General features: G+C 41.7%; 22 protein-coding genes and 1 pseudogene. 19 read left to right on the top strand and 4 right to left on the bottom strand.

Annotated features, from left to right (window positions below; translation table 11 throughout):
- Window positions 1-298: 298 nt before the first annotated feature.
- The 7 genes from ABJ384_RS03975 (at window position 299) to ABJ384_RS04005 (ending at window position 6,288) form a co-directional block, all read left to right on the top strand.
- Entirely contained in the window at window positions 299-1,291 is a 993-nt protein-coding gene (locus ABJ384_RS03975; protein WP_349928977.1) for a patatin-like phospholipase family protein, read from the top strand.
- 315 nt (window positions 1,292-1,606) lie between these two features.
- Entirely contained in the window at window positions 1,607-1,804 is a 198-nt protein-coding gene (locus tag ABJ384_RS03980) for a hypothetical protein (protein ID WP_171263187.1), read from the top strand.
- A gap of 365 nt (window positions 1,805-2,169) precedes the next feature.
- Window positions 2,170-2,691: an acyl-CoA thioesterase gene (locus tag ABJ384_RS03985; protein ID WP_086174788.1), complete on the top strand. Its 522-nt coding sequence runs from the start codon at window positions 2,170-2,172 to the stop codon at window positions 2,689-2,691.
- Window positions 2,692-2,837: 146 nt separating this feature from the next.
- Complete coding sequence (locus ABJ384_RS03990) at window positions 2,838-3,401, top strand: TetR/AcrR family transcriptional regulator (protein WP_086195969.1); 564 nt, start codon at window positions 2,838-2,840, stop codon at window positions 3,399-3,401.
- A 26-nt stretch (window positions 3,402-3,427) separates the two neighbouring features.
- Window positions 3,428-4,621, top strand: a complete 1,194-nt coding sequence (locus ABJ384_RS03995; RefSeq protein ID WP_349928980.1) for an MFS transporter — start codon at window positions 3,428-3,430, stop codon at window positions 4,619-4,621.
- A 15-nt stretch (window positions 4,622-4,636) separates the two neighbouring features.
- Window positions 4,637-5,530 (top strand): LysR substrate-binding domain-containing protein, encoded by an 894-nt coding sequence (locus ABJ384_RS04000; protein WP_349928982.1) that lies wholly within the window; start codon window positions 4,637-4,639, stop codon window positions 5,528-5,530.
- 143 nt (window positions 5,531-5,673) lie between these two features.
- Window positions 5,674-6,288, top strand: coding sequence for a glutathione S-transferase family protein (locus ABJ384_RS04005; RefSeq protein WP_180044401.1), 615 nt, complete (start codon window positions 5,674-5,676; stop codon window positions 6,286-6,288).
- Window positions 6,289-6,839: 551 nt separating this feature from the next.
- Here the strand turns inward: ABJ384_RS04005 and ABJ384_RS04010 are convergent.
- Complete coding sequence (locus ABJ384_RS04010) at window positions 6,840-8,447, bottom strand: bifunctional 3-(3-hydroxy-phenyl)propionate/3-hydroxycinnamic acid hydroxylase (RefSeq protein WP_349928984.1); 1,608 nt, start codon at window positions 8,445-8,447, stop codon at window positions 6,840-6,842.
- Between the two features lie 478 nt (window positions 8,448-8,925).
- On the opposite strand from ABJ384_RS04010, the gene ABJ384_RS04015 reads away from it, so the two are divergent.
- From ABJ384_RS04015 to pgaD, 8 genes and pseudogenes are all read left to right on the top strand, one after another.
- Window positions 8,926-9,936, top strand: coding sequence for a GTP-binding protein (locus ABJ384_RS04015; protein WP_349928986.1), 1,011 nt, complete (start codon window positions 8,926-8,928; stop codon window positions 9,934-9,936).
- A 62-nt stretch (window positions 9,937-9,998) separates the two neighbouring features.
- A complete protein-coding gene (locus ABJ384_RS04020; protein ID WP_349928988.1) occupies window positions 9,999-10,529 on the top strand; it encodes a YaeQ family protein in 531 nt (176 codons plus the stop codon).
- An 88-nt stretch (window positions 10,530-10,617) separates the two neighbouring features.
- Window positions 10,618-10,710, top strand: a pseudogene (locus ABJ384_RS04025) (MgtC/SapB family protein); the annotation flags it as partial.
- A 246-nt stretch (window positions 10,711-10,956) separates the two neighbouring features.
- Entirely contained in the window at window positions 10,957-11,295 is a 339-nt protein-coding gene (locus ABJ384_RS04030; RefSeq protein WP_086195963.1) for an FKBP-type peptidyl-prolyl cis-trans isomerase, read from the top strand.
- A 205-nt stretch (window positions 11,296-11,500) separates the two neighbouring features.
- Complete coding sequence (locus tag ABJ384_RS04035) at window positions 11,501-13,297, top strand: diguanylate cyclase (RefSeq protein WP_349929705.1); 1,797 nt, start codon at window positions 11,501-11,503, stop codon at window positions 13,295-13,297.
- A 275-nt stretch (window positions 13,298-13,572) separates the two neighbouring features.
- Complete coding sequence (gene pgaB, locus ABJ384_RS04040) at window positions 13,573-15,567, top strand: poly-beta-1,6-N-acetyl-D-glucosamine N-deacetylase PgaB (protein ID WP_349928990.1); 1,995 nt, start codon at window positions 13,573-13,575, stop codon at window positions 15,565-15,567.
- An 11-nt stretch (window positions 15,568-15,578) separates the two neighbouring features.
- A complete protein-coding gene (gene pgaC, locus ABJ384_RS04045; RefSeq protein ID WP_349928992.1) occupies window positions 15,579-16,871 on the top strand; it encodes a poly-beta-1,6-N-acetyl-D-glucosamine synthase in 1,293 nt (430 codons plus the stop codon).
- Window positions 16,861-17,274, top strand: a complete 414-nt coding sequence (gene pgaD, locus ABJ384_RS04050; RefSeq protein ID WP_349928994.1) for a poly-beta-1,6-N-acetyl-D-glucosamine biosynthesis protein PgaD — start codon at window positions 16,861-16,863, stop codon at window positions 17,272-17,274. The genes pgaC and pgaD overlap by 11 nt, the downstream gene beginning before the upstream one ends.
- Window positions 17,275-17,353: 79 nt before the next feature.
- Here pgaD and ABJ384_RS04055 read toward each other — a convergent pair whose 3' ends face one another.
- Together ABJ384_RS04055 and ABJ384_RS04060 are read right to left on the bottom strand one after the other, a co-directional pair.
- Window positions 17,354-18,304: a DMT family transporter gene (locus ABJ384_RS04055; RefSeq protein WP_349928996.1), complete on the bottom strand. Its 951-nt coding sequence runs from the start codon at window positions 18,302-18,304 to the stop codon at window positions 17,354-17,356.
- Window positions 18,305-18,379: 75 nt separating this feature from the next.
- Window positions 18,380-18,523 (bottom strand): hypothetical protein, encoded by a 144-nt coding sequence (locus ABJ384_RS04060; protein ID WP_180044399.1) that lies wholly within the window; start codon window positions 18,521-18,523, stop codon window positions 18,380-18,382.
- Window positions 18,524-18,640: 117 nt separating this feature from the next.
- On the opposite strand from ABJ384_RS04060, the gene ABJ384_RS04065 reads away from it, so the two are divergent.
- Window positions 18,641-19,123: a hypothetical protein gene (locus ABJ384_RS04065; protein ID WP_349928999.1), complete on the top strand. Its 483-nt coding sequence runs from the start codon at window positions 18,641-18,643 to the stop codon at window positions 19,121-19,123.
- Window positions 19,124-19,267: 144 nt separating this feature from the next.
- On the opposite strand, the gene ABJ384_RS04070 is transcribed toward ABJ384_RS04065, so the two are convergent.
- Complete coding sequence (locus ABJ384_RS04070) at window positions 19,268-20,053, bottom strand: crotonase/enoyl-CoA hydratase family protein (protein ID WP_349929001.1); 786 nt, start codon at window positions 20,051-20,053, stop codon at window positions 19,268-19,270.
- A 222-nt stretch (window positions 20,054-20,275) separates the two neighbouring features.
- Here ABJ384_RS04070 and pnuC point away from each other — a divergent pair, with 222 nt between their 5' ends.
- From pnuC to ABJ384_RS04085, 3 genes are all read left to right on the top strand, one after another.
- Entirely contained in the window at window positions 20,276-20,860 is a 585-nt protein-coding gene (gene pnuC, locus ABJ384_RS04075) for a nicotinamide riboside transporter PnuC (protein WP_349929003.1), read from the top strand.
- Between the two features lie 17 nt (window positions 20,861-20,877).
- Complete coding sequence (locus tag ABJ384_RS04080) at window positions 20,878-21,153, top strand: hypothetical protein (RefSeq protein ID WP_349929005.1); 276 nt, start codon at window positions 20,878-20,880, stop codon at window positions 21,151-21,153.
- 136 nt (window positions 21,154-21,289) lie between these two features.
- A complete protein-coding gene (locus ABJ384_RS04085; protein ID WP_180082114.1) occupies window positions 21,290-21,787 on the top strand; it encodes a DUF2505 family protein in 498 nt (165 codons plus the stop codon).
- Window positions 21,788-21,802 lie beyond the last annotated feature (15 nt).

Raw genomic sequence — 21,802 nt, forward strand, 5'->3', positions numbered from 1 at the left:
GAGGCGACTGGTTCGCCTCTTTTTTTATTTGAAAAATTATTTTTCATCTCCAGTTAATACCTCAGTGATCTCATTCGTATGAGAATCATCAGCGCCAGTCGTATGGGCAAAAGCCTGCTATAAAAAAGGTCAAAAGATGAGATAATATCAAGAGGAAGGCGGCAAATATATGAGCCCTGATCTTTTAAAAACTGAGAGCTTTTAAGGATAACTTTACGAAAGAATACAGTGTTACACATAGATCGTTCTTAAAATATACGCCTTTTTGCGAACAGCTTTATTTATCTTTAGGTGGTTCATGAGCAATATCAAATTTAGTTTTATTGTTTTGGCAGTATTGGGGTTGGGAGGCTGTCAAACGGTTGCCCAACCTAAGCTTACTGTTGGTTCGACAGGACTATCAGAGCCACCTGCTGCAGATGCTCAAGTTCGGGCAGAGCGTATTAATTTTAAAAAACTCAAACAGCAGGAAAACCGTCCTATTGTTGCCTTGGTACTGGGCAGTGGTGGTGCTCGTGGCTATGCTCATATCGGGGTCATTCAGGTACTGGAGCAGCAAGGGATACACCCGGATTTGATTGTAGGCACCAGTGCGGGCAGTATTGTGGGTTCCATTTATGCCAGTGGTAAAACAGCAGAAGAGCTGCGTGATATTGCTTTAAGCATGAAAGCCAATGATGTGCGTGATGTAAAGCTGGATATGAAAGGCTTTTTCGATGGCCAAAAAGTTGAAAATTATGTCAATCAACAAGTCAACAATACGCCTTTAGAGGCATTAAAAATCCCGATGTATGTGGTCGCAACGGAATTAAAACAAGGTAAAAAAGTCGTTTTTAACTATGGTAATACCGGACAGGCGGTACGCGCTTCCGTGTCTATTCCCAGCATGTTTATTCCGACCAAAATTGGTGCGGATGAATATGTGGATGGCGGTCTGGTGAGCCCGGTGCCTGTGGGCGTGGCACGTGATTTGGGGGCGGATATTGTGATTGCTGTAGATATTTTGGCGCAACCCATGCATACCGAAACCAGTAATGTTTGGGGAATGTTCAATCAAAATATTAATATCATGCAAAGCCGTTTAGCTGAAGAAGAGTTAAAGCATGCAGATATTGTGATTCAGCCAGATTTAAGGGAAAAAGGGCATATATTTGATGTAAAAGGTCGTGCAATGACCATGCAAGCCGGAATAGATGCAACAGAAAGTCAGTTAAATGAAATTACCACTTTATTGAAACAGAAGCATTATCCATTTGGTCATACCATTCAGCAATTAAGCGCACAGGATTAAGTCCTTCAATTAATTGCAATGATGAAACCGAATCCTTAAGGGTCTCAGATTCATTATTGCAATGCTGTTAGGTTTTAGTCTGTCGTTATTTAGGTTTTGAGGGATAATCAATCAAAATGAATGGAATTCAACTGTAAAGATAAACTAATTAATTGATATTATTCAATAAAATCAACTAAGTGATGAAAGCTTTTGTATTATACAATTTTTATATAATATGTGTTTGTTCAATGATTTAAGTTTACCAGTAAATAAAAATTCTCTACACTGGAGTTTATTAAAGTCATAAAAGCATATTTCTGTAAGGATGGTTAAATGCATAACAGTAGTATGAACATAGAAAAATTTGCCATAGGTCAAAAAGTTAAAATGGCGAGTATGGAAAATCTGGTATTTACCGTGATTTCAGAAAATACTGATGGTACCTATAGTGTTGAGACCCAGCTTGACCAGCAAAATGTATTGAGCTATGGCAATATTTCCAAAGAAATGCTACGCAATGTAACACCTTGATATTAGTTTAAGCTGAGATTTGACTGGTCTGATATGACACGTTAGAGACTAGCAGTGTGCCCAAATGGATTTAAATTTTGTTTGATTCATGGGTATTCAAGTAATAATCACACGATATGTTTTAAAATACATAGCCATCTTTTTGTAATTTAATTTTTAGAACAAATATTCTATTAAAATCATGCTATAAGAAAAATGTTTATATCTCAGTGAGTTGGTAAAATTGATATATATTTTTTTGAATGATACCAAAATCACTATAAATAATAATGATGGGTTTATTGGCAATTTCGACATTTTATTTCATAGAAAAACGATATAATCATTCCTTATACTATTGTCTGTAAAAGAGTCTAGAGAACGCGATGTCCCCATTAGATCAAATTGCTCCAGCATTAGATGACCAGTCTGAATTAACCATGACAGTTTTAATGACTCCTGATATGGCGAACTTTTCAGGAAATGTTCATGGCGGAACAATTTTAAAATTACTGGATCAGGTCGCATACGCATGTGCTAGCCGTTATTCAGGCAGTTATGTGGTGACTTTGTCGGTGGATAAAGTAAATTTCAAAGAACCGATTCATGTGGGTGAACTCGTTACTTTTCTTGCCAGTGTCAACCATGTCGGCCGTACCTCAATGGAAATCGGGATTCGCGTAGAAGCGCAGAACATTCAAAAACGTACCGTACGTCATACCAATAGTTGTTACTTCACTATGGTAGCTGTAGATGAAAATGGTCAACCGAAACAGATTCCGCCATTGAAGCTGGACAATGACTGGAAACGTTGCCGTTTTGAGGCTGCTGAACATCGTAAAGTGGCGCGCTTGCAAGAAAGCCATCATCCTTCATGCAGTATTTATAAAAAAACCTCGCAATGCTAATGTTGTATTAACACAGACGGAACGCTGATGTTAAAAAGACTGCTTTAAAGCGGTCTTTTTTGATTTTAACGGGAAGATCAGAGCTATACAGCAAGCAAAAATTAGCCTAATATAGAACGATACGTATCGTTTCGTTTTGGTGGTGAATGACTGAGCTAGAAAAAACTTCGCGTCGTAAGCAATGTATTTTGCAGGCAGTGACTGCTGCATTGGAAGATGAGGATTACAGTCATTTAACTGTTGAAGATATTGCTGCACGGGCAGGGGTAGGAAAGTCGACCATTTATCGCTGGTGGAAGCATAAATCTGATCTGGTCTTTGATGCCTTTAAAGAGCACACCGCTTCGGTCTTTGATCTGGATTTCGAGCAGAGCCTGGAAGTTAATCTGAACCAGCAGCTGTTAAAATTGTCACTCGCGCTAAATCATCCGTTAGGGCGAGCTTTATTGGTGGTGATGGCCGAGCATCGTGAAGCAGCCGGTGAGTTTTTCAGGCTGTATTTATTACCGCGTCGTGAGCAAACACGCAAGTTGATTCAACTTGCCATAGAGCGTAATGAAATTATTGCCGATTATCCATTTGAACTGATGCTGGATACGCTGTATGGGCCGATTCATTATCAGATTATTTTCTTTAATTGCATGCCAGATGAAACTTACATACACAATCTTGTACGTTTGGTGATGCAACCTGTTCTGGTTCAAAAGTAGCAATAGCTACAGCTAAGTTGGTCATTATGTCTGCGACAAACACTGAGCGCCTGTGGAATCGCTCGTTTATATTGTGTCTATGCAATAACCTGTTTTTATTTACCTATTATTATGCCTTATTAACCGTCTTGCCGATTTATATCATGAAGGATTTAGGCGGGACGGTGAAGGAAGCAGGTTTGGCACTGACCCTATTTCTGGTTTCTTCAATTGCGGTTCGTCCATTTTCCGGACTGATTGTGGAAAAATTAGGCAAAAAAATTGCCTTTCGCGGCTCGGAATTGCTGTTTGTACTGTTTGCTTTTAGCTATTTATTTGCCGACAGTATGTGGGCTTTATTGTTGATCCGTTTTATTCATGGTATCTGGTTTAGCATATTAACTACGGTCACCGTGCCCATAGCAAATGATTTTATTTCAGATCGGCGTAAGGGTGAGGGCATGGGCTATTTTGTCATGTCGACCAATCTTGCCGTGGTATTTGGGCCTTTAATTGCCTTGACCGTGTTGCAGTTTACTGATTTTAAGATGCTATTTGCGCTATTAACTGCTGTGATCAGCCTGGGTTTTATTTTTTGTTTAATCATTCCGGTACAACAGCAGGACAAGGTTGCCTTTACGGCTGAGACTCAAGAAAAAAAATGTTTGGGTTGGCATGACATTATTGAAACACGTGCTATACCGATTGGCTTTGTTGCCTTGCTGACTGCATTTGCTTATTCCAGCATTATGAGTTTCATTACCGCTTATAGCGAATCTAAAGCTCTGCTCGCGTATACCAGCCTGTTTTTTATTGTCTTCGCCATTTCCATGATTGTAGTCCGGCCGTGGGTAGGCAAAATTTACGATCGTAAAGGTGCCAGTGCAGTCATTTATCCTTCCTTTATTTTCTTTGCCATAGGCCTGGTCGTGGTCAGTTTTATCTCCAATCAATGGCTGCTCTGGTTATCTGCTATATTTATTGGCATTGGTTATGGCTCCCTGTTTCCATGTTTTCAAACCATTGCTATTCAGTCTGTGCCAAAACAGCGTATGGGGCATGCAATTTCCACATTCTTTACCCTGTTTGATTTGGGTATGGCAATCGGCTCAGTCATTTTGGGATTGATGATTGCCTATTATGGTTATCAACTGAGTTATTTATTCTGTGCTGTAATTACTGTGCTGACTTTATTTGTTTATAAATACACAGTTTCGGCATCACTGAAGCAACCTAAATAAAGAGAGGTCCGGCACGTGGAATTACGTCATTTACGCTATTTTGTTGCAGTTGCACAAGAACTGAATTTTACCAAGGCGGCACAGCGCATGTGTACGGTGCAACCATCTTTGAGCCAGCAGATTAAAGATCTGGAACATGAGGTGGGTGTTCAGTTATTGGTTCGATCCAACCGTAAAGTTGAGTTGACTGAAGCGGGAAAAGTATTTCTGAAAGAAGCGCTGCTGAGTTTGGAGCATGCAGAAAAGGCGATTGATGCTGCGCGGAAAATTGCCAACCTGAGCAAAGACCAGTTGAATATTGGCTTTGTCCCTGTGGCAGAAATGAAAATTTTTCCCTATATCATGCCGAATATACGGGCTCATTTTCCCGACATCAAAATCAACTTTCATAGCCTGACCGATGCCAACCAGCTTAAAGCCTTAAAAAAAGGTGATATTGACATTGCCTTTACCCGCTATGTTGATGAATCGGATGAACTGGAGCATGTACAGATTTTTAGTGAGCCTCTGGCTTTAATCGTGCCGAAGGATTCACCGATTGCCGAGCAGCGTCATATTAGTATCAAGAGTTTTAATCATCAGGATTTTGTCATTAGTGACGAAGATGCCTCACCGCAGTTGTACAAGATTATTACCGATTTCTTTAAGCAATCTAAACTGGATGTCAACGTCGTACAGCACTCGACTAATATTCTGTTAAATGTCAATTTAGTCGGCATGGGGGTGGGCTGGAGCCTGGTACCGGCTTATGTGATCCCGCTATTGGGCGATAAAATTATCGTGAAAAATACTATTGAGCCCTTACCGATGATTAACCTGTATGCCAGTTATCGTAAAGGGCAAAAAAATGAGCTGATTGAACTGATTTTAAAAATTTTGAAAGAACAGTTTTATATGGGCTTTTTTTAAAATAACTGTTTGATATCACACGATGCTTTTAAAGCGATAAAAAGCATCGTTAACGAGAGTGCATGTATCACATAATCACCATCAAATAATCAAAGCGCTTTATATTTAAAAACTAAAATAACAACAGAGGTCGAATTAAAATGATGAAGCTGTATAACAATGCCCAGTCGCGTGGCATGACCGTGATGCTTTTATTAAAAGAGCTGGGTATAGAAGACCAGATTGAAGAGATAAACGTGCCCTATGAAAATATGCATCAGGCCGAATATTTAACTATTAATCCCATGGGAAAAGTCCCCTGTCTGGTCGATCAGGGCGTAGTGATTTCTGAAGTTGCGGCCATATTTACTTATCTGGCAGATAAATATATGGAAAAAGGTTTGGCGCCTGCCCTGGATGACCCCAAGCGTGGTGCCTATCTGAAATGGATGTTCTTTGCGCATGGTCCTTTGACTGAGTTTATGGATTTAAAAGGGCTAGGCGTATCGGACGAGCAAATTGAGCAAAGAAAACGAAGCCTGACTTTTGGTCATGAAGAGAGCGTATTGGCATTGCTAAAAAAGGGTATGCAAGAAGCAAATCCATATTTGCTGGGTGATAAAATTTCAGCAGCAGATCTATTTCTGGGGTACTGGGTGATTTTTGCCATCTCTCTCAAAATATTGCCTTATCTGGATGAATTCAAGCCGTTTGTTCAGCTTCTGGCCCAGCGTGATTCAATGAAAGGTGTGCCATGGTTGCAGAAGATTAATGCTTAATATTTTTACTGTTAATTTTTAATTGAAATTGCTAAAGATATTAAAGTGATTGAGCTGATTTTGAAGAGTTAAAGGAATAGATTTATTTGGAAGTTCTCTTGCATAAATCAAAAAATGTTCAATATTTGATTTTTTTAAATCAGCACTGTCTCATTTGATTGATTTAATTTTTTTACCTTCTCGTAGGCCATCTCTCTACTTTTGAAAGGTCAAAATGAGGATCTCAAAATGTATTGTGAGTCCGCAGGAAAAACCTTTTATTTCCCATACACGACATCCTGAGCCAGTTTTAAGCACTGCTTTAAAATGTAGCGCAAGGGATGGGAAACGTTGGGCATCCATGCCACACTCATGAATCTGATATTGACTAAAATCTATTTTTTAATTTTGGTTTTACGAACAATTTTTAGTTTCTAAAATGATGTATGGAAGAAGTCTAATAATTGACATTAAATTTAAAGATTTATATGAGTGAAAAATAAAAAAAAGACCACGCTTTCGCGTGGTCAGGCCTCTGAATATGATTCAGTAAATGTATTTTTATATCCGTATTATTTTACATGCAGCTTTTTAAACAGCTGTTGGCTCACGTGATCCAGAGTTTGTGGAATCGCCAAGGCCGCCACAAAACGGTCAGGACGTAGAATTACCACCGATTCTGAAGTTTTACCAAACCAGCTGCGAATATCGGTTCCGATATCGCCAATGGTAATCACGCCATCAACGTTCTTGCGATTTTCATTGCCAAACTGAACTTCAGGAATGACCTGAATAAATTTGACGCCTAATTTTTTCCAGACTTGCATGGTGGTATCCGAGATGCCCCATTGAGGATCGACTCCCCAGGCAATAATAGCAAAGTCGTTGCCAATCACTTCATCCAGTAAAACTTGTTCACCCGACTCAAGTTTTACTTGCGGCTGAATAAACATCTTGCCGACCGGAGATTCTTTCTTGCCGTCTGCCAGCAAGGCACCGTCATGATATTTCGGCATCGGTTTAAAACGCATTTCAAGCAAATACTGTTTAATTGGCTTGATGTAATTCAATGCATAGGCAATACCGTCACGCACGAAACCTTGCCATTTTTTCGGTGGCGCAAGTACATGACCTGCCATCACTGAAAGATCAATCATGGCTTTAGCATGGTCTTTACGTTCAATCTGGTAAGAATCCAACAGGTCTGGAGTCGCCTTGCCCTGAACAACCAATGCCACTTTCCAGGCCAGGTTAAAGGCATCGCGCATACCGCTGTTATAACCCTGACCTTGCCATACTGGCATAATATGTGCGGCATCACCGGCAAGTAGGATGCGGTCAACACGGAATTTATCGGCAATACGCGCATTATGTGTATAAACACGCTGACGGATCACTTCGATATTTTCAGCATTCGGCAATACTTTAGACAGCAATTTGGCAATATTTTCCGGTTTGCTTAACTCTTCTTGAGTTTCACCTGGCATCACCATGAATTCGAAACGGCGAATACCATGAGGCAGGGCAGCAGATACATACGGACGTACCGGGTCGCAGCATAGATAAATATGCGGTGTTGCCAAAGGATCATTTTCAATGTCAATCACGATCCATTGGTTTGGTGCGGTTTTACCATCAAAACCAATATTTAAAGTACGACGTACAATTGAGTTACCGCCATCACATGCAATTAAATATTTTGCTTGAATAATTTCTTCTTTCTGGTTTTTATCTTGAATCTTAAGCGTTACGCCGTTGGCATCTTGGCTAAATTCGCTCAGTTGACGTGAAAACAGGACTTGAGTGTTTTCATACTGGTTCAAACCTTGCAGTAAGACATTATCGACCTGAGGCTGAATAAAGGCATTGCGGCGTGAGAAACCGAATTCACGAGTCAATGGCTGAATGTCGGCAAAGCAACGACCTTTAGGCGTCAAGAAACGCATGGCATGATTTGGTGTGGTATGCGGTAAAACTTGATTCACTAAGCCAAGTGACTGAATAGTACGCAATGCTTCATCATCAATACCAATCGCACGCGGGTAATCAATCAAACTGTCCAGTTGTTCGATTACAGTGACCTGAATGCCTTGTTTACTTAGATAGTTCGCAATAGTCAAACCCACAGGGCCTGCGCCCAAGATTGCCACTTCAGTGGTGTAATTTGTTTTGTTGCTCATAGCGAATGCCCATTCAATCAATTCACATTTAAGCGTATTAACGGTGAATTTGAGGGTCTAAACAAGCTATGCCATAGTAGATATGTTGAATGAAAACAAAACAGCGGAAATACATATGATTATCTAAGATATTGAAAATAAATATTTATTTAAATTGTCTACTATATGGTTTTTGGGCTTAATGATCATTTTTTTCTATCATATATAAATATTTGCTAAACATAAAAAGCGCAAGGGTTTACCTCATTCCGCTTTTTGACTTAATCCTGCTTTGGATACAACAGCATGGAGTGAATGATTTGCAGTTAGATTTTAAAAACGTCAAAAAATAAAATTGAATGATGAAGGATTCAAAATAAACTGGATGCTTTACTATGCAGTACGGAAAAAATGAAAGTGAGCATCCTCATGATCCGTATGGGTTGGTGAGTTGTGCTTACTGGTGAACTGATTATATCTATCTGAAAGCGAGTTGATTTTGAAACTGATTTCTCCTACTCAAGCGGTACCGACTCATATTATTTCTGGTTTTTTAGGGGCTGGAAAAACCACCTTGCTTCAACATTTGCTCAGTCAGAAGCCAGAAAATGAGGTCTGGGCGGTGTTGATGAACGAGTTTGGGCAAATTGGGGTCGATCAGCAGCTGTTACCGCAAACTCAAGGCTATGAAGTGAAAGAGCTGTTGGGCGGTTGTCTTTGCTGTAGCAGCCAGTTACCGATGCAGATTGCCTTATCGCGTTTATTGTCAGAAAGCAAACCGGACCGGTTGTTTATCGAGCCCACAGGTTTGGGGCATCCTGCACAATTGCTGGAACAGCTGACCGAACCGCACTGGCAGCCAAGTATTGCCATGCGGGCACTGGTAACTGTAGTTGATGGTTCGCGTTTGCATGATGGTGATTGGAGCAAGCAGAATTTATATGCCGATCAGTTAAAAGCAGCACAAATCATTGTGGTGTCCCATGCGGATACTATGAGTTTTGCAGATGATCAGGCTTTGCAGGCATTAAAGCATGAATATCAGGCTTATCAGCAAACCTGGCTGATGAGCGGGCAAGATAAAATTCCTCTGCAACAAATTGACCTGCCTTATGTGGGAACCAGACGTAACATTCAGCCTTTATTGAAAATCCAAAAAACATTTTCAGCTGGACAGCCTCTACCAGAAATTAAACAGTTGCCTTATCACTATGTTGAAACTGCACAAGGCTATAGTGTAGCGGGATGGAAATTGCCCAAGCGCTGGCAATTCGACTTTTATGCCTTGCTGGATTTACTGTGTGAACAGCAACAGTGGCTGCGGATTAAAGGGATTTTTAATACCAACCAGGGCTGGAAAACCTTCAATTTTAATCCCGAGCAGTTTAACTATCAGTCTGCAGAAGAAGGCGTGGATAACCGTATTGAAATTATTGTGCAGCATCCGCATGACTGGCAGTTATTTGAACAGCAACTATTTCAGTGTCAGATCCATTCAGATCAGGATTAAAAACATTTCAGCAAAATAGCCGCAAATCTTATATGCTAGGCGCCAAATTTGAGGACTCTTTTATGGCGCTAAAAGCAACAATTTATAAGGCAGATTTGAATATTGCCAATATGGATGACCATCAATACGGTGATTATCAACTCACTATGGCTTTGCATCCTTCAGAAACCATTGAACGCTTGATGGTACGTATTTTGGCTTATGCACGTTTTGCCGATGAAGCTCTGGAATTTACCAAAGATCTGTTTGAAACTAATGAGCCGGCGTTATGGCAAAAAGACCTGACCGGCCAACTGATTAAATGGATTGAAGTGGGCAGTCCGGATGAAGATAAGGTGAAAAAGGCCAGTGCGCGTTGCAAACAGGTGGCTGTCGTTACTTATGGTTCAGCTGTGGATGAGTGGTACAAACGCAACAGCAAACTCAAAACCTTAAGCAATGTAGAAGTGTGGAAACTCTCTACCGCAACCACAGAGGCATTGCCACAATTATGTGAGCGCACCATGCAATTGCAGTTAAATGTCATGGATGGCGAATGGACCTTAATTGGCGACCATGCTCAAGTCGTGGTGGAATGGGAACGCTTACAATAAATAGATGCAGGTTGCAGGCTTAAGCTTGCATCCTGATCACAAAATTGCCTATACCTGAAAACAATAAAAATGAATAAAGGGAAAATATATGTATCCGGATCTCTATCGTTTGCTGATTGCCCTCGGCATTGAGGCAATTATTGGTGCAGAGCGAGAATATCGCAGCAAATCGGCCGGCCTTTGAACTATGATTATGGTCAGTCTGAGTTCCTGCCAATATTCTGACCGGGCTGGATTTGTCCGGGCAGGGGTGATTTTTAAGGATGAAAATCATAAAAAATTGACGGCTTATTTAGTGAATGATTCGAATATCCAGGAACTCTGCTTTTAAGTATAGAAATACCGATCTCCTTAAATTCTAAAGCATGCAGCTAAATCCGGTTATACTAGGCATTGAAAAATTGCTGCTCAGTTTAGGTAAATGACCATGATAAATGAATTAGAGATTATCGATTTAAAAGTAGGTGAAGGTAAAGAAGCGGTGAAAGGTGCACTGATTACGACCCATTACACCGGCTGGCTGGAAGATGGAACCAAATTCGATTCATCCATTGACCGTGGTAACTACTTTGAAACCGTGATTGGTACTGGTCGTGTGATTAAAGGCTGGGATCAGGGCATTATTGGCATGAAAGTCGGTGGTAAACGTAAATTAATGGTGCCTGCACACCTGGCTTATGGTGAACGTAAAATGGGTAAAATCATTCCTGCAAACTCCAATCTTATTTTTGAAATAGAGTTGTTTGATGTAAAAACACGTGATTAAGTGCGCCTTGATTATCGGTTAAAAAATATTCTGCAAGAGGCAAGGATGAATCTTGCAGATAGGTGAAAAATAGTTTGAATTTTATTTTTTTACCGCTACATTAAGAAATAGCTAAGCGTATTTAAGGATGATTCGCTTTTTGTATAAAATTCAGAAATTAATTCATTTTTTTAAACTTTTTCTAGCAATATGTCTATGCATAGGTCTGGGGCAGAAGCAGGTCTGGGCACTTTATGAAGCCGCGCCTGAATCTTATTATTTACATCAAAAATTCTTGAATGATGTTCAGTTTACTGAAGATAGCTCTACGCCTTTTAAGGGGACATGGCAGTATTATCCTGAGCAATTCATCACCCAACCCAGTTCAGTTTTAAAATCGACTAGCGTAACTTTGCCAGTCTCTTTTAAAGAAATCACTGGAACTAACCAGACTTATGGCACATTTATTGGCCATTTTAAAATACCTAAGCAATTTGTAGGGCGCCGTATAGCCATTTTTATTCCCAATCAATATGGGGCTTATAAAATGTTCTTGAATGGTGATTTTATACTGCGTTTAGGAGAAGTCGGAAAAGACCCAAGCCATCATCAAACGGAAAATGCACCTAAAATTGCCTTTTTTGTGGTGGAAAAAGAGTATTTCACCATCACCATTCAGGCATCCAATTTTGATCCTCAGCATGGTGGTCTTGAAAATCCGATGCGGATAGGCATAGGCACAACCATTGGTCGCCAGTTCCAGCAGATGATGATGAGTATTGGCCTGGTGTGTGGAGCAGTCTTGGGTATTGGAATGTTTACCTTAATGTTTTCAGTATTCCAGGGGGTGATTAATCGCAGCAGTATCCGGGTTTTTGTGTTTGGTGTTTTTATTCTGTTTCTGGCCTTACATAATTTATTTTCAGCCCCTTATGCCTATACTACCTTTACCAATATCAGCTGGTTATGGGGAGCGCGTTTAGAATATCTGTTTACTTATCTGGCAGTCACTTTTTTTATCAGTTATATGTTTTTACTCAGTCGGCGTTATCTGCATCCGATTGTTTACAGTGTGGCCATGTGCGTACTGATCATGGATATGATGGTGACCTTGTTTACTGTGCCTGAAGTGTTTCAGCGTTTTGCCTTTTATAGTTGGGTCATCAGCCCGATTGTCATTGTAAATTTTGGCTACGGTTTTTATCTGACCCTGAAATCAAAAGAGCAATATTCCAGTGTCAATGTATGGGCGATAATTTTATTATGTGTGACCTTTTTTCATGATTTCTTGTTGACCTTAAATTTACTCGATTCATTTAATCTTTCATTTATTTCAACCAGTTTCTATGCCTTGCTGATTATGTTTCAGCAGTCAAAAAACTATGCACAGCATACCTCGCATATTGAGCAATTGAATAATAGCTTACTTGAGCTGAATAGTTCTCTGGATCATAAAGTACAGGAGCGCACTTCACAGTTACATCAACTGAACCAGAAGCTAGAGCGACAAATTCAAATAGATGCATTAACCGGGGCTTTTAACCGGCGGGCTTTAAATGCTGAAATTCAGCGATTATTTACCCTGACACAAAATCATACCCATTATAGTCTGGCATTTGCCATGTTAGATGTGGATTATTTTAAAAACTATAATGATTACTATGGGCATTTGAAGGGGGATGTAATTTTGCAAGATTTGGTCAAGCTGATCCAGCAGGCCTTGCCTGAATCTGCTTATGTTGCCCGCTACGGTGGGGAAGAGTTTGCCATTATTTTGCATAATATTCCGAGTCAAGTGGTCTTGAATATGTTGCAGCAGGTTTTAAATGCAGTCAGAGATGCTCAATTTGAACATTTAAACCGGCCTGATCAAAAACAGTATGTGACTTTAAGTATGGGGGTGGCATGGATGGATCGAAATCATCCCTATAGTGATATTCATGAACTGATGAAAGCTGCCGATATCCAGCTTTATGCAGCCAAGGATGCCGGACGGGATCAATATCAGCCCTCTGGAACTTAGTTTAAATTTTGTGGATATTTAACCTTTTTTTAGCTCTTTTGACTAAAATAAAAAGTAGGTATGCCAGTTAAAGTATGATGATCTTGATCACAGTTCCTCTATTTTTAAACATTTAATTTTCAAAAAAATTATTATTTTTTAAGCTTCATTTCAGCTTGATTGGATAAAAAGACAGATTCAGAGTTCTGAACGTCGTAAATCATGAAAAGGGTAGTTTTCTATTGATCAATGATGCTACGTGTTCAGAGCATAAAATGTTTTTTGAGCACCATTCAATGAAGACTCGCTTGCTGTCCACCTTGCTTTCTGCTTCTCTTTCCGCCGTTTTATGTCAGATGCCTCATTTAGCCTGGAGTAAAACACTACCATCCAGCAATCCCACCCTCACGGTGATTGGCTACCATGAAATTACCGATAGACAATCGGCATTGATTCCTGACTATTCGGTAACGACGCAGCAGTTTCAGCAACATATTAGCTGGCTTAAAAATAACGGTTTTCATTTTATTAATGTTGATCAGCTGATTAAAGCGCACGAAGGGAAATATCGCTTGCCGAGCAAACCGGTTTTATTAACGGTGGATGATGGCTATGCATCATTTTATAAAAGTGCCTATCCGGTGACCAAAGCCAATAAAATTCCCGTGGTGCTGGCGGTCGTGGGTTCATGGCTAGAGCCTAAAGCAGGTCAAAGCGTTGACTTTTCAGGTGAGAAAATTCAGCGTAGTCAAATGTTGTCCTGGACTGAATTGAAAGAGATGCAGGACAGTGGTCTGGTCGAAATTGCCAGTCATAGCTATAACCTGCATCGCGGCATCTTGGGCAATCCGCAGGGCAATATGGAACCGGCGGCAGTGACACGCCTATATGATCCTAAATCTGCCAGCTATGAAACCGAACGTCATTATCAGCAACGGATTACAGGTGACTTAAAGCAGAATAACCAGTTATTGACTGCACATGGTTTGAAATCACCTCGTGTGATGGTTTGGCCCTATGGTCACTATAATATGCAAACCGTAAAAATTGCCAAACAGTTAGGTATGCCGGTAGCCATTAGTCTGGACGATGGTGCAGATTCGGCTAAAGATTCATTGGGGCAGCTCAACCGTATTCTGATTGAAGGCAATATGACCACGGCAGATTTGGCTCAGGAAATTCAAAATCGCCAGCAACATTTAGGCGACAATAACCGTCCGCAAAAAATCATGCATATCGATCTGGATTACATTTACGACAAAGATCCTATTCAGCAGGAACGTAATCTGGATCACCTGCTTGACCGGATTGTGGCGATGAAAGTCAATACCGTGTATCTGCAAGCCTTTTCCGATCCGGATGCCAATGGTTCTGCGGATATGGTGTATTTCCCGAACCATTATTTGCCCATGCGTGCCGACCTGTTTAACCGTGCTGCCTGGCAAATTCAAACCCGCACCCAAGTCAGCCGGGTCTATGCCTGGATGCCATTACTGGCCTGGGAATTACCAAAAGATAACCCGGTGTCCAAAGATGTGGTGGTGACCCAGCAAGCCGATGATTCCAACCATCTGAATATGGGCTATCACCGTTTAAGTCCTTTTTCTGCCGATGCGCGTAAAACCATTGCCGGTATTTATCAGGATCTGGCCAAATCAGTGCCATTTAACGGCATTTTATTCCACGATGACACCACTTTATCGGACTATGAAGATGCCAGCCCTGATGCTTTAAAAGCCTATGCTGCGATAGGCTTACCGACCGATCTGGCCAAAATCCGTAATAACGATGCCGAGCTGGAAAAATGGACCGGCTTTAAAACCAGATACATTGATGACTTTGCCATGCAACTGGCGCAAGAAGTCCGTCAGTATCATCCATTCTTGCTGACTGCGCGCAATTTATATGCCCAGGTTGCCCTGCGTCCTTATGCGGAAAACTGGTATTCACAGTCTCTGGAACAGTCGATCAACCGTTATGACTTCACTGCGATTATGGCAATGCCCTATATGGAGCAGGCCGCAGATAGCGATGCTTTTTACCGGGACATCGTTAATCGCGTGAAGCAATATCCCAATGGCATGAAGAAAACGGTGTTTGAATTGCAGTCAGTGAACTGGCGAACCAATCAACGTGTTCCTTCCGATGAAATAGCCAGAACCATTGAGTCTTTATATACCCAAGGGGTGATGCATGAAGCGTATTATCCGGATGATCCGATTCAGGACTATCCTGATACAGGCGTGTTACGCAAAGCCTTTGATATGAAATCCAGCAAACTTATTCCTTAAAGGAATTCCATATGTCAACGCTGCAGCATTTTTGGCATTCTGCATTGCACTTTGTTTTTTATTATCCATTATTTATGTCGTATTTATGGATGATCGGTGCACTGATTTTCTACTGGAAAGAACGACAGGATCCGCCGTATCAGCAGCCTGAGGCATTACCTGATTATCCTAAGGTGGCTGTACTGGTACCTTGTTTTAACGAAGGTGATAATGCCGAAGAAACATTGGGTCATGCACTGGCGCTGGATTATCCAAATTTTGAGGTCATTGCGATCAATGATGGCAGTTCCGATAACACCGCAGCCGTGTTAAACCGTTTGGCAGACCGGTATGAAAAATTGCGTGTAGTGCATTTGGCACAGAATCAGGGCAAAGCCATGGCACTGCAGGCGGGAAGCTTGCTCACTGATGCTGAATATTTGCTTGGCATTGATGGTGATGCCTTGCTTGATCCGCATGCGGCGACCTGGATGTTACGGCATTTTCTAAAGGATGAAACTGTGGCTGCGGTCACCGGTAATCCACGAATTCGTACCCGTTCGACTTTGATTGGACGTATTCAGGTGGGAGAATTTTCCTCCATTGTTGGCATGATTAAACGGGCACAACGCAGCTTTGGTCGGCTGTTTACCGTTTCTGGCGTGATTACTGCCTTTCGTAAAAGTGCGGTGCATGAGGTCGGCTACTGGTCACCCGACATGCTGACCGAAGATATCGACATTACCTGGAAGCTGCAACGTGCAGGCTGGAATATTCACTTCGAACCGAATGCCTTGGTCTGGATTTTGATGCCAGAAACCTTTAAGGGCTTGTGGAAACAGCGGCTACGATGGGCCATGGGCGGGGCACAGGTGCTGATTAAAAATATAGATGTGCTGTTTCAACCGAAACTGAATTTTTTATGGCCGCTGCTGTGTGAACTGGTTCTGACTTTGGTATGGTCTTATTTGATGCTGTTTATGGCCGTCCTCTGGTTAATCCATTTTGTGGTTCCATTGGGCATATCGGGCATTAGTTCACCATTTTTACCCTATGGCACCGGCATGCTTTTGGGCGTGACCTGCCTATTGCAGTTTGCGATCAGTAAATGGATGGACAGCCGTTATGAACCTTCGCTAGGCAAAAATTACTTCTGGATGATCTGGTATCCCTTTGTATTTTGGCTGATCACCCTGACGGCCAGTATCGTGGCATTTCCTAAAGTATTGTTACGCGGTAATGGCCAGCGCGCACGCTGGGTCAGTCCAGACCGCGGGATGCGTAATTCCAAACTCAATAATGAAGAAGTCATCCATGAAAAATAATCCTTTAATTATTGATTTACGTCATTGCTTGCCGTGGCATAAACGTTATGCATCACATACCTCTACCGCCATGATGTGGGCGGTATGGCTGTTGTTATGGCGACCGTTGTTGATTGTGCTGGGGATTGTCAGCCTGCAAAAACAGCATGTGTTGCATCAGCTTTTTTCTGCCTTTGGCTTGGGCATTGAACATGGCGTGAGTGCATTATTGGCCTGTGCTGTGGGCTTGCTGCTATGGGCAAATTTTGTTCCTGCAAAAACAGTAAAGACAAGCTCTGCCAAAAATATTGCCGATTATGGACAACATTTTGGTTTGGCTCTTGAAGAAATCGAACAGGGACGCCAGCAAAAGGTCAGCGTGGTTCATCATGATGAACACGGCAAAATCATTCACATTGAATAACAGATTTTTATCTGTATCCAGAACCAAGAAAATCCCGGATTGATATCAAGCCCGGGATTTTTCTATTTTATTTTATCGGCTATTTGCCCGGTACGCGCAACGCATAGCAGGCTAAACCCATACACAGTAACAGCAGCCCTAGGATGAAATGTGAGCTGAGCAGTTCATGATTAAGCCATGTGCCCCACAGCGTGGCCAGTACGGGGCAAATGATGTTCATCAGCATCAGTGTAGTGGGCTTGACTTTGTTCAGCAGCTGATAATAAAAAATCATTGCCAGTACAGATGAAAATACTGCGCTATAGACAATTGCGATAGCGGTATCTAACGACGGCAGCTCATCTGGCATGTCGGAGGAGAAAAAGGGCAGCAAGCTACAATAACCCAGCCATGACATGATAGTAGCACCGGTCATCTGACTGACCGGATGGATATTTGCAGCAACCGCACGCACAGCAAATGCAGAAAGTACATACAAAAGCATGGCCACGATTTCCAAACCAATGCCAAATCTATCTAATAACAGGTTTTGCGCGTTTAAGCCCAGTGCGAAATATAAGCCCAACATACCCAATAGCAAGCCCAGCCATTGATAGGCACTAAACTTTTCACTGCGAAAAATATAAATGGCCACTAAACCAGAGACAAAGGGAGCACTACCATAAATGATTGAAATCACCGTGGAAGGTACCCTGGATGCGCCCATATAGCAGAAGGCCATGGAGGCAAACAGGCCTAGAGCACCCGCGGCATAGCTGAGCAAAGCTTGCGGGTGCACCGGTATTTTGACCTTGAAGTAGGCCTGACAGGCTAGTGCAATCGGTATGGCCAAGCTAAACCGGATAAATAAACCCCACGCCCAATGAATTTCATGCACTGTCCAGACGGCTGAAAGCGGAGTGAGTGACCAAATCAGCACAACAGTAATAAATTGACCGGCTGTAGCAAAGCGTGAGTTTTGGCTAAAAGGGGCTACAACCGGTTTGGACAGTGGTGTGGGGAATCCATTTTTATTGATTGGATTATTCATCAGCTTTTTCCTTGTTTTCAGGCAATAAAAAAGGCCGCTATTGAGGCGGCCTTGGGGTATTTTTTACTTAGTGATTTATTCTAAATCATCATCAGGGTACAGTTTCCAAGGCACCTCATGTAAAAACTCCACACGTCGTGAACCGGCCTGGTTGACCTGAAGATCCCAAGCGAGGCAAGTGACAAGCGTATATTGAGCAGATGAAGAAATAGGGAACATGAGTAAAATTCCTTGGCATTCTTTTTTATAACATAAAATTTTAAAAATCGTATAATTTTTATTCAAATTGTTTATGTAATATAAAGATAATAATTATTTATTCATGAGAGTGACGCTATGGTGAAAATACTCTTGGGGCTATGTGTTTGCATTGGACTGATTGTCCTTTGGAAAATATTTTTAAAAATTCAGATCAATCAACATTTACAGCAATTTAGAATTAAGCAGCTCGCCGATTTAATCAAACCCGATGCGACCTCTGCACAGCCCTTATCCACAGCACAAGCGCGGGTAGATGAGGTGGAAGAATATGAACAACAGCTGTTTGATGATGTCTGCCAGATGTTTTTTGAACGTCATCTGACCGAACGTAATTTAAGTCAGGCTATTGTGGTTCAAGAAGGTATTTTAAGAAAATTGCCCGCCAAAGCCCAAACCCGGATTCGTAAGCTGGACTTGGGCGAATGGTCGATTTACTGGACTTTCTATGACCAGTCTTTAGAATATTATGTCGGACGTTATGGGGTGTTCTATACCCATATTGACCGTTTTGGTTGTGAGCATAAGTGTGAATTCAAGGAGCAGCATAGTCGTGCCTGACTGAAACTAGGCCTCTTATACTGCTGCTGATATTGCTGAACAGGCAGCTGGACTGAGATTAAAATGACTGCTTTATCACTGCTTGTAATTTGGCATGGCAAACTCGTGTTGTGACTGGAGTCAGAACGACACTTGGCTATTTAATTATCGGCCTTTAAATTCAGGGGCGCGGCGTTGCAGCATGGCCATGACACCTTCTTGTACATCTTGGGTTTTTAGCAGTGGGGTAAGGTGTTGCTGTAAATTGGAAAATGCTGTTTCTGCCCCTTGTTCAGCAGCTTCTTTGGCAGAAGCCAGTGTGGCTTGTACAGCCAGCGGGGCAGCCTGGGCAATATGTTCAGCCAGTTCGATGGCACGTTGCAGTGGCGGTTCAGTGCTTATTTCAGTAATCAGGTTTAAATTCAGTGCGGTTGCTGCATCAAAATAATCGCCGGTCAGTAAATAGCGCATGGCCTTAGACCAGCCCGCAGCCTGTACAAAACGGACGGTTGCACCGCCAAAGGGTAAAATGCCACGCTGCACTTCCATTTGCGCGAACTGGCAATTGTCCTGCGCAATGACGATATCGGCATTCAGCATCAACTCGATGCCTGCTGTATAGCAAATACCTTGTACCGCCACAATCACCGGTTTCTTGCGTGCTCTTGAGGTCGTGCCCCAGGGATTAATTTGTTCAGGATCAAAATCAAATACACCTGTTTCCAGTTTGGGTTGTAACTCGACCAGATCCAGCCCGGCAGTGAAATGATCACCATGGGCAAAAATGACTGCACAACGCAATTCCGGGTCATCTTCATATTCAGTTAAGGCCAGTGACAGGTCATGAATCATATGGCTATCAAAGGCATTTCTTTTGGCAGCACGATCCAGACCAATCAGCAACAGAGACCCACGGATTTCCCAGCTGACTTTTCCTTGTTGTTGTGACATTGTTATTCTTCCAGATAGACTGTTTTCTAAGTTTTTAAACGATGGTTAGAAAACTGTCAAACCTGTGCACTCCAATTTTTGAATGCTGTTGAAATTGCACAATCTGAAGATAAAAAACCTGTGGTGATGGGCGAGCAATGGGACAAAATAGGGATAATTTAACTTGCGTTCAGGGCTTTTTTTTTCATAATAGCAACACCTGTTCGCTGTTTGATTATTGCCATGTCACCTTTAGAAATTGTTGCAGTTATTATTAGTCTGATTGGGGTGACACTCACCGTTAAACGCAATATGTGGTGCTGGTGGTTTAACTTTGCAGCTTTTGTACTGTATGCCTATCTTTTTTATCAATTCAAGCTCTATGGCGAAACCGTATTGCAGTTCTTTTTCATCGTGGTGAACTTTTATGGATTCTATCATTGGCTGAAAGGCAAGCAGCAAGATCATGAAATTCGGATTGAGCCGATCGCCACAAAAATAGTGATTTTCCAAATGTTGCTGGCCGCGATTGGCGGTTTAATTTTCGGTTTAACGCTAAAGCATTTTACCGACGCTGCTGTGCCTATGCTGGATTCACAACTGGCTGCATTTAGCCTGCTGGCCACCTATTGGACCAGCCGTAAACATATTGCCACCTGGGTATTGTGGGTTTTTGTCGATATTGTTTATGTCGGCATGTTTATTTATAAAGACCTATTTTTAACTGCTGCTTTGTATGCGGCTTTTGTTGGTCTGGCAGCTTTTGGCTGGTGGCAGTGGGAGCAGGTGAAAAAGAAACAGGCTTTGACTCAGTTCAAAGCTGTTTAAACCCTGAGGAGTGATGCATGCTGATCGACTTTACTCAATATCAGTTGCGCAGGTTTGACGAACTGGCAGCCCGAATTCAAGCCGAGCCGGAAAAATATCTCAACTTTGATTCTGTTTCTGACTTTTATAAAGCGGCCTGGTTGCAGGATTTTCCTCAAGGTACAACCTGGACTGCCACAGGTCTGGATGATGGTGCCGAACAGTTTGATGTCATCATTGAATATCGTGGGCATTTTCTCAGTATTTGCTGTGCCGAGAAAATAGTCATTCATTGTGGCATAGGTGCTGAATAGTTTGGTATAGAGGGTCAATGACAACAGCTTTAAGATTTAATTAAATAAAGAGCTATAAAAATAGGCTAGATCAGTGATGATCGAATGGTTTAGAAAAATTTAAAACAACCACTAGAAAAACAAAGGATTAGAAAATATGGCACATCGTTTTACTGTGAATTCTACAATTCAGGGTGTTTCAATCGATCAGTTCAAACGACTTGTAGCAAATACAGCCTTACACGAGGCAGTATGCCGACGTATTCCCGGGGAAAAACTGGAAATTATTGAATCGAAAACAAGCGGTGATATTTACACTTTACGCCGTGCCTATAATCTGGATGTCAACATTCCAGACATAGCGAAAAAATTCCTTAAAGATGCATTTCGAGTCAAACGTACTGATGTTACCGATTTAGCTGCATTAACTTCAAATATTACCTTGGGCGCAAATATGCCTTTAGAAGCGAATTGCGAACGTCTGGTAACAGGAGATGAGCAGAAAATTCACATTAGTCTGAATTGGCATGTCAAAGTAAAAGTCCCTTTGATTTCAGCTATGCTGGAAAAACATGCCGAAACAGAAATTCGTAAATTCAGCCAGCTGGAAATCCAGATCGTTGAAGATGAGTTAAAGAAAAGTTTAGTCGCTTAATCCATAAAAAGCCCT

This window comes from Acinetobacter sp. A1-4-2, from assembly GCF_040233925.1.
Lineage (GTDB): Bacteria > Pseudomonadota > Gammaproteobacteria > Pseudomonadales > Moraxellaceae > Acinetobacter.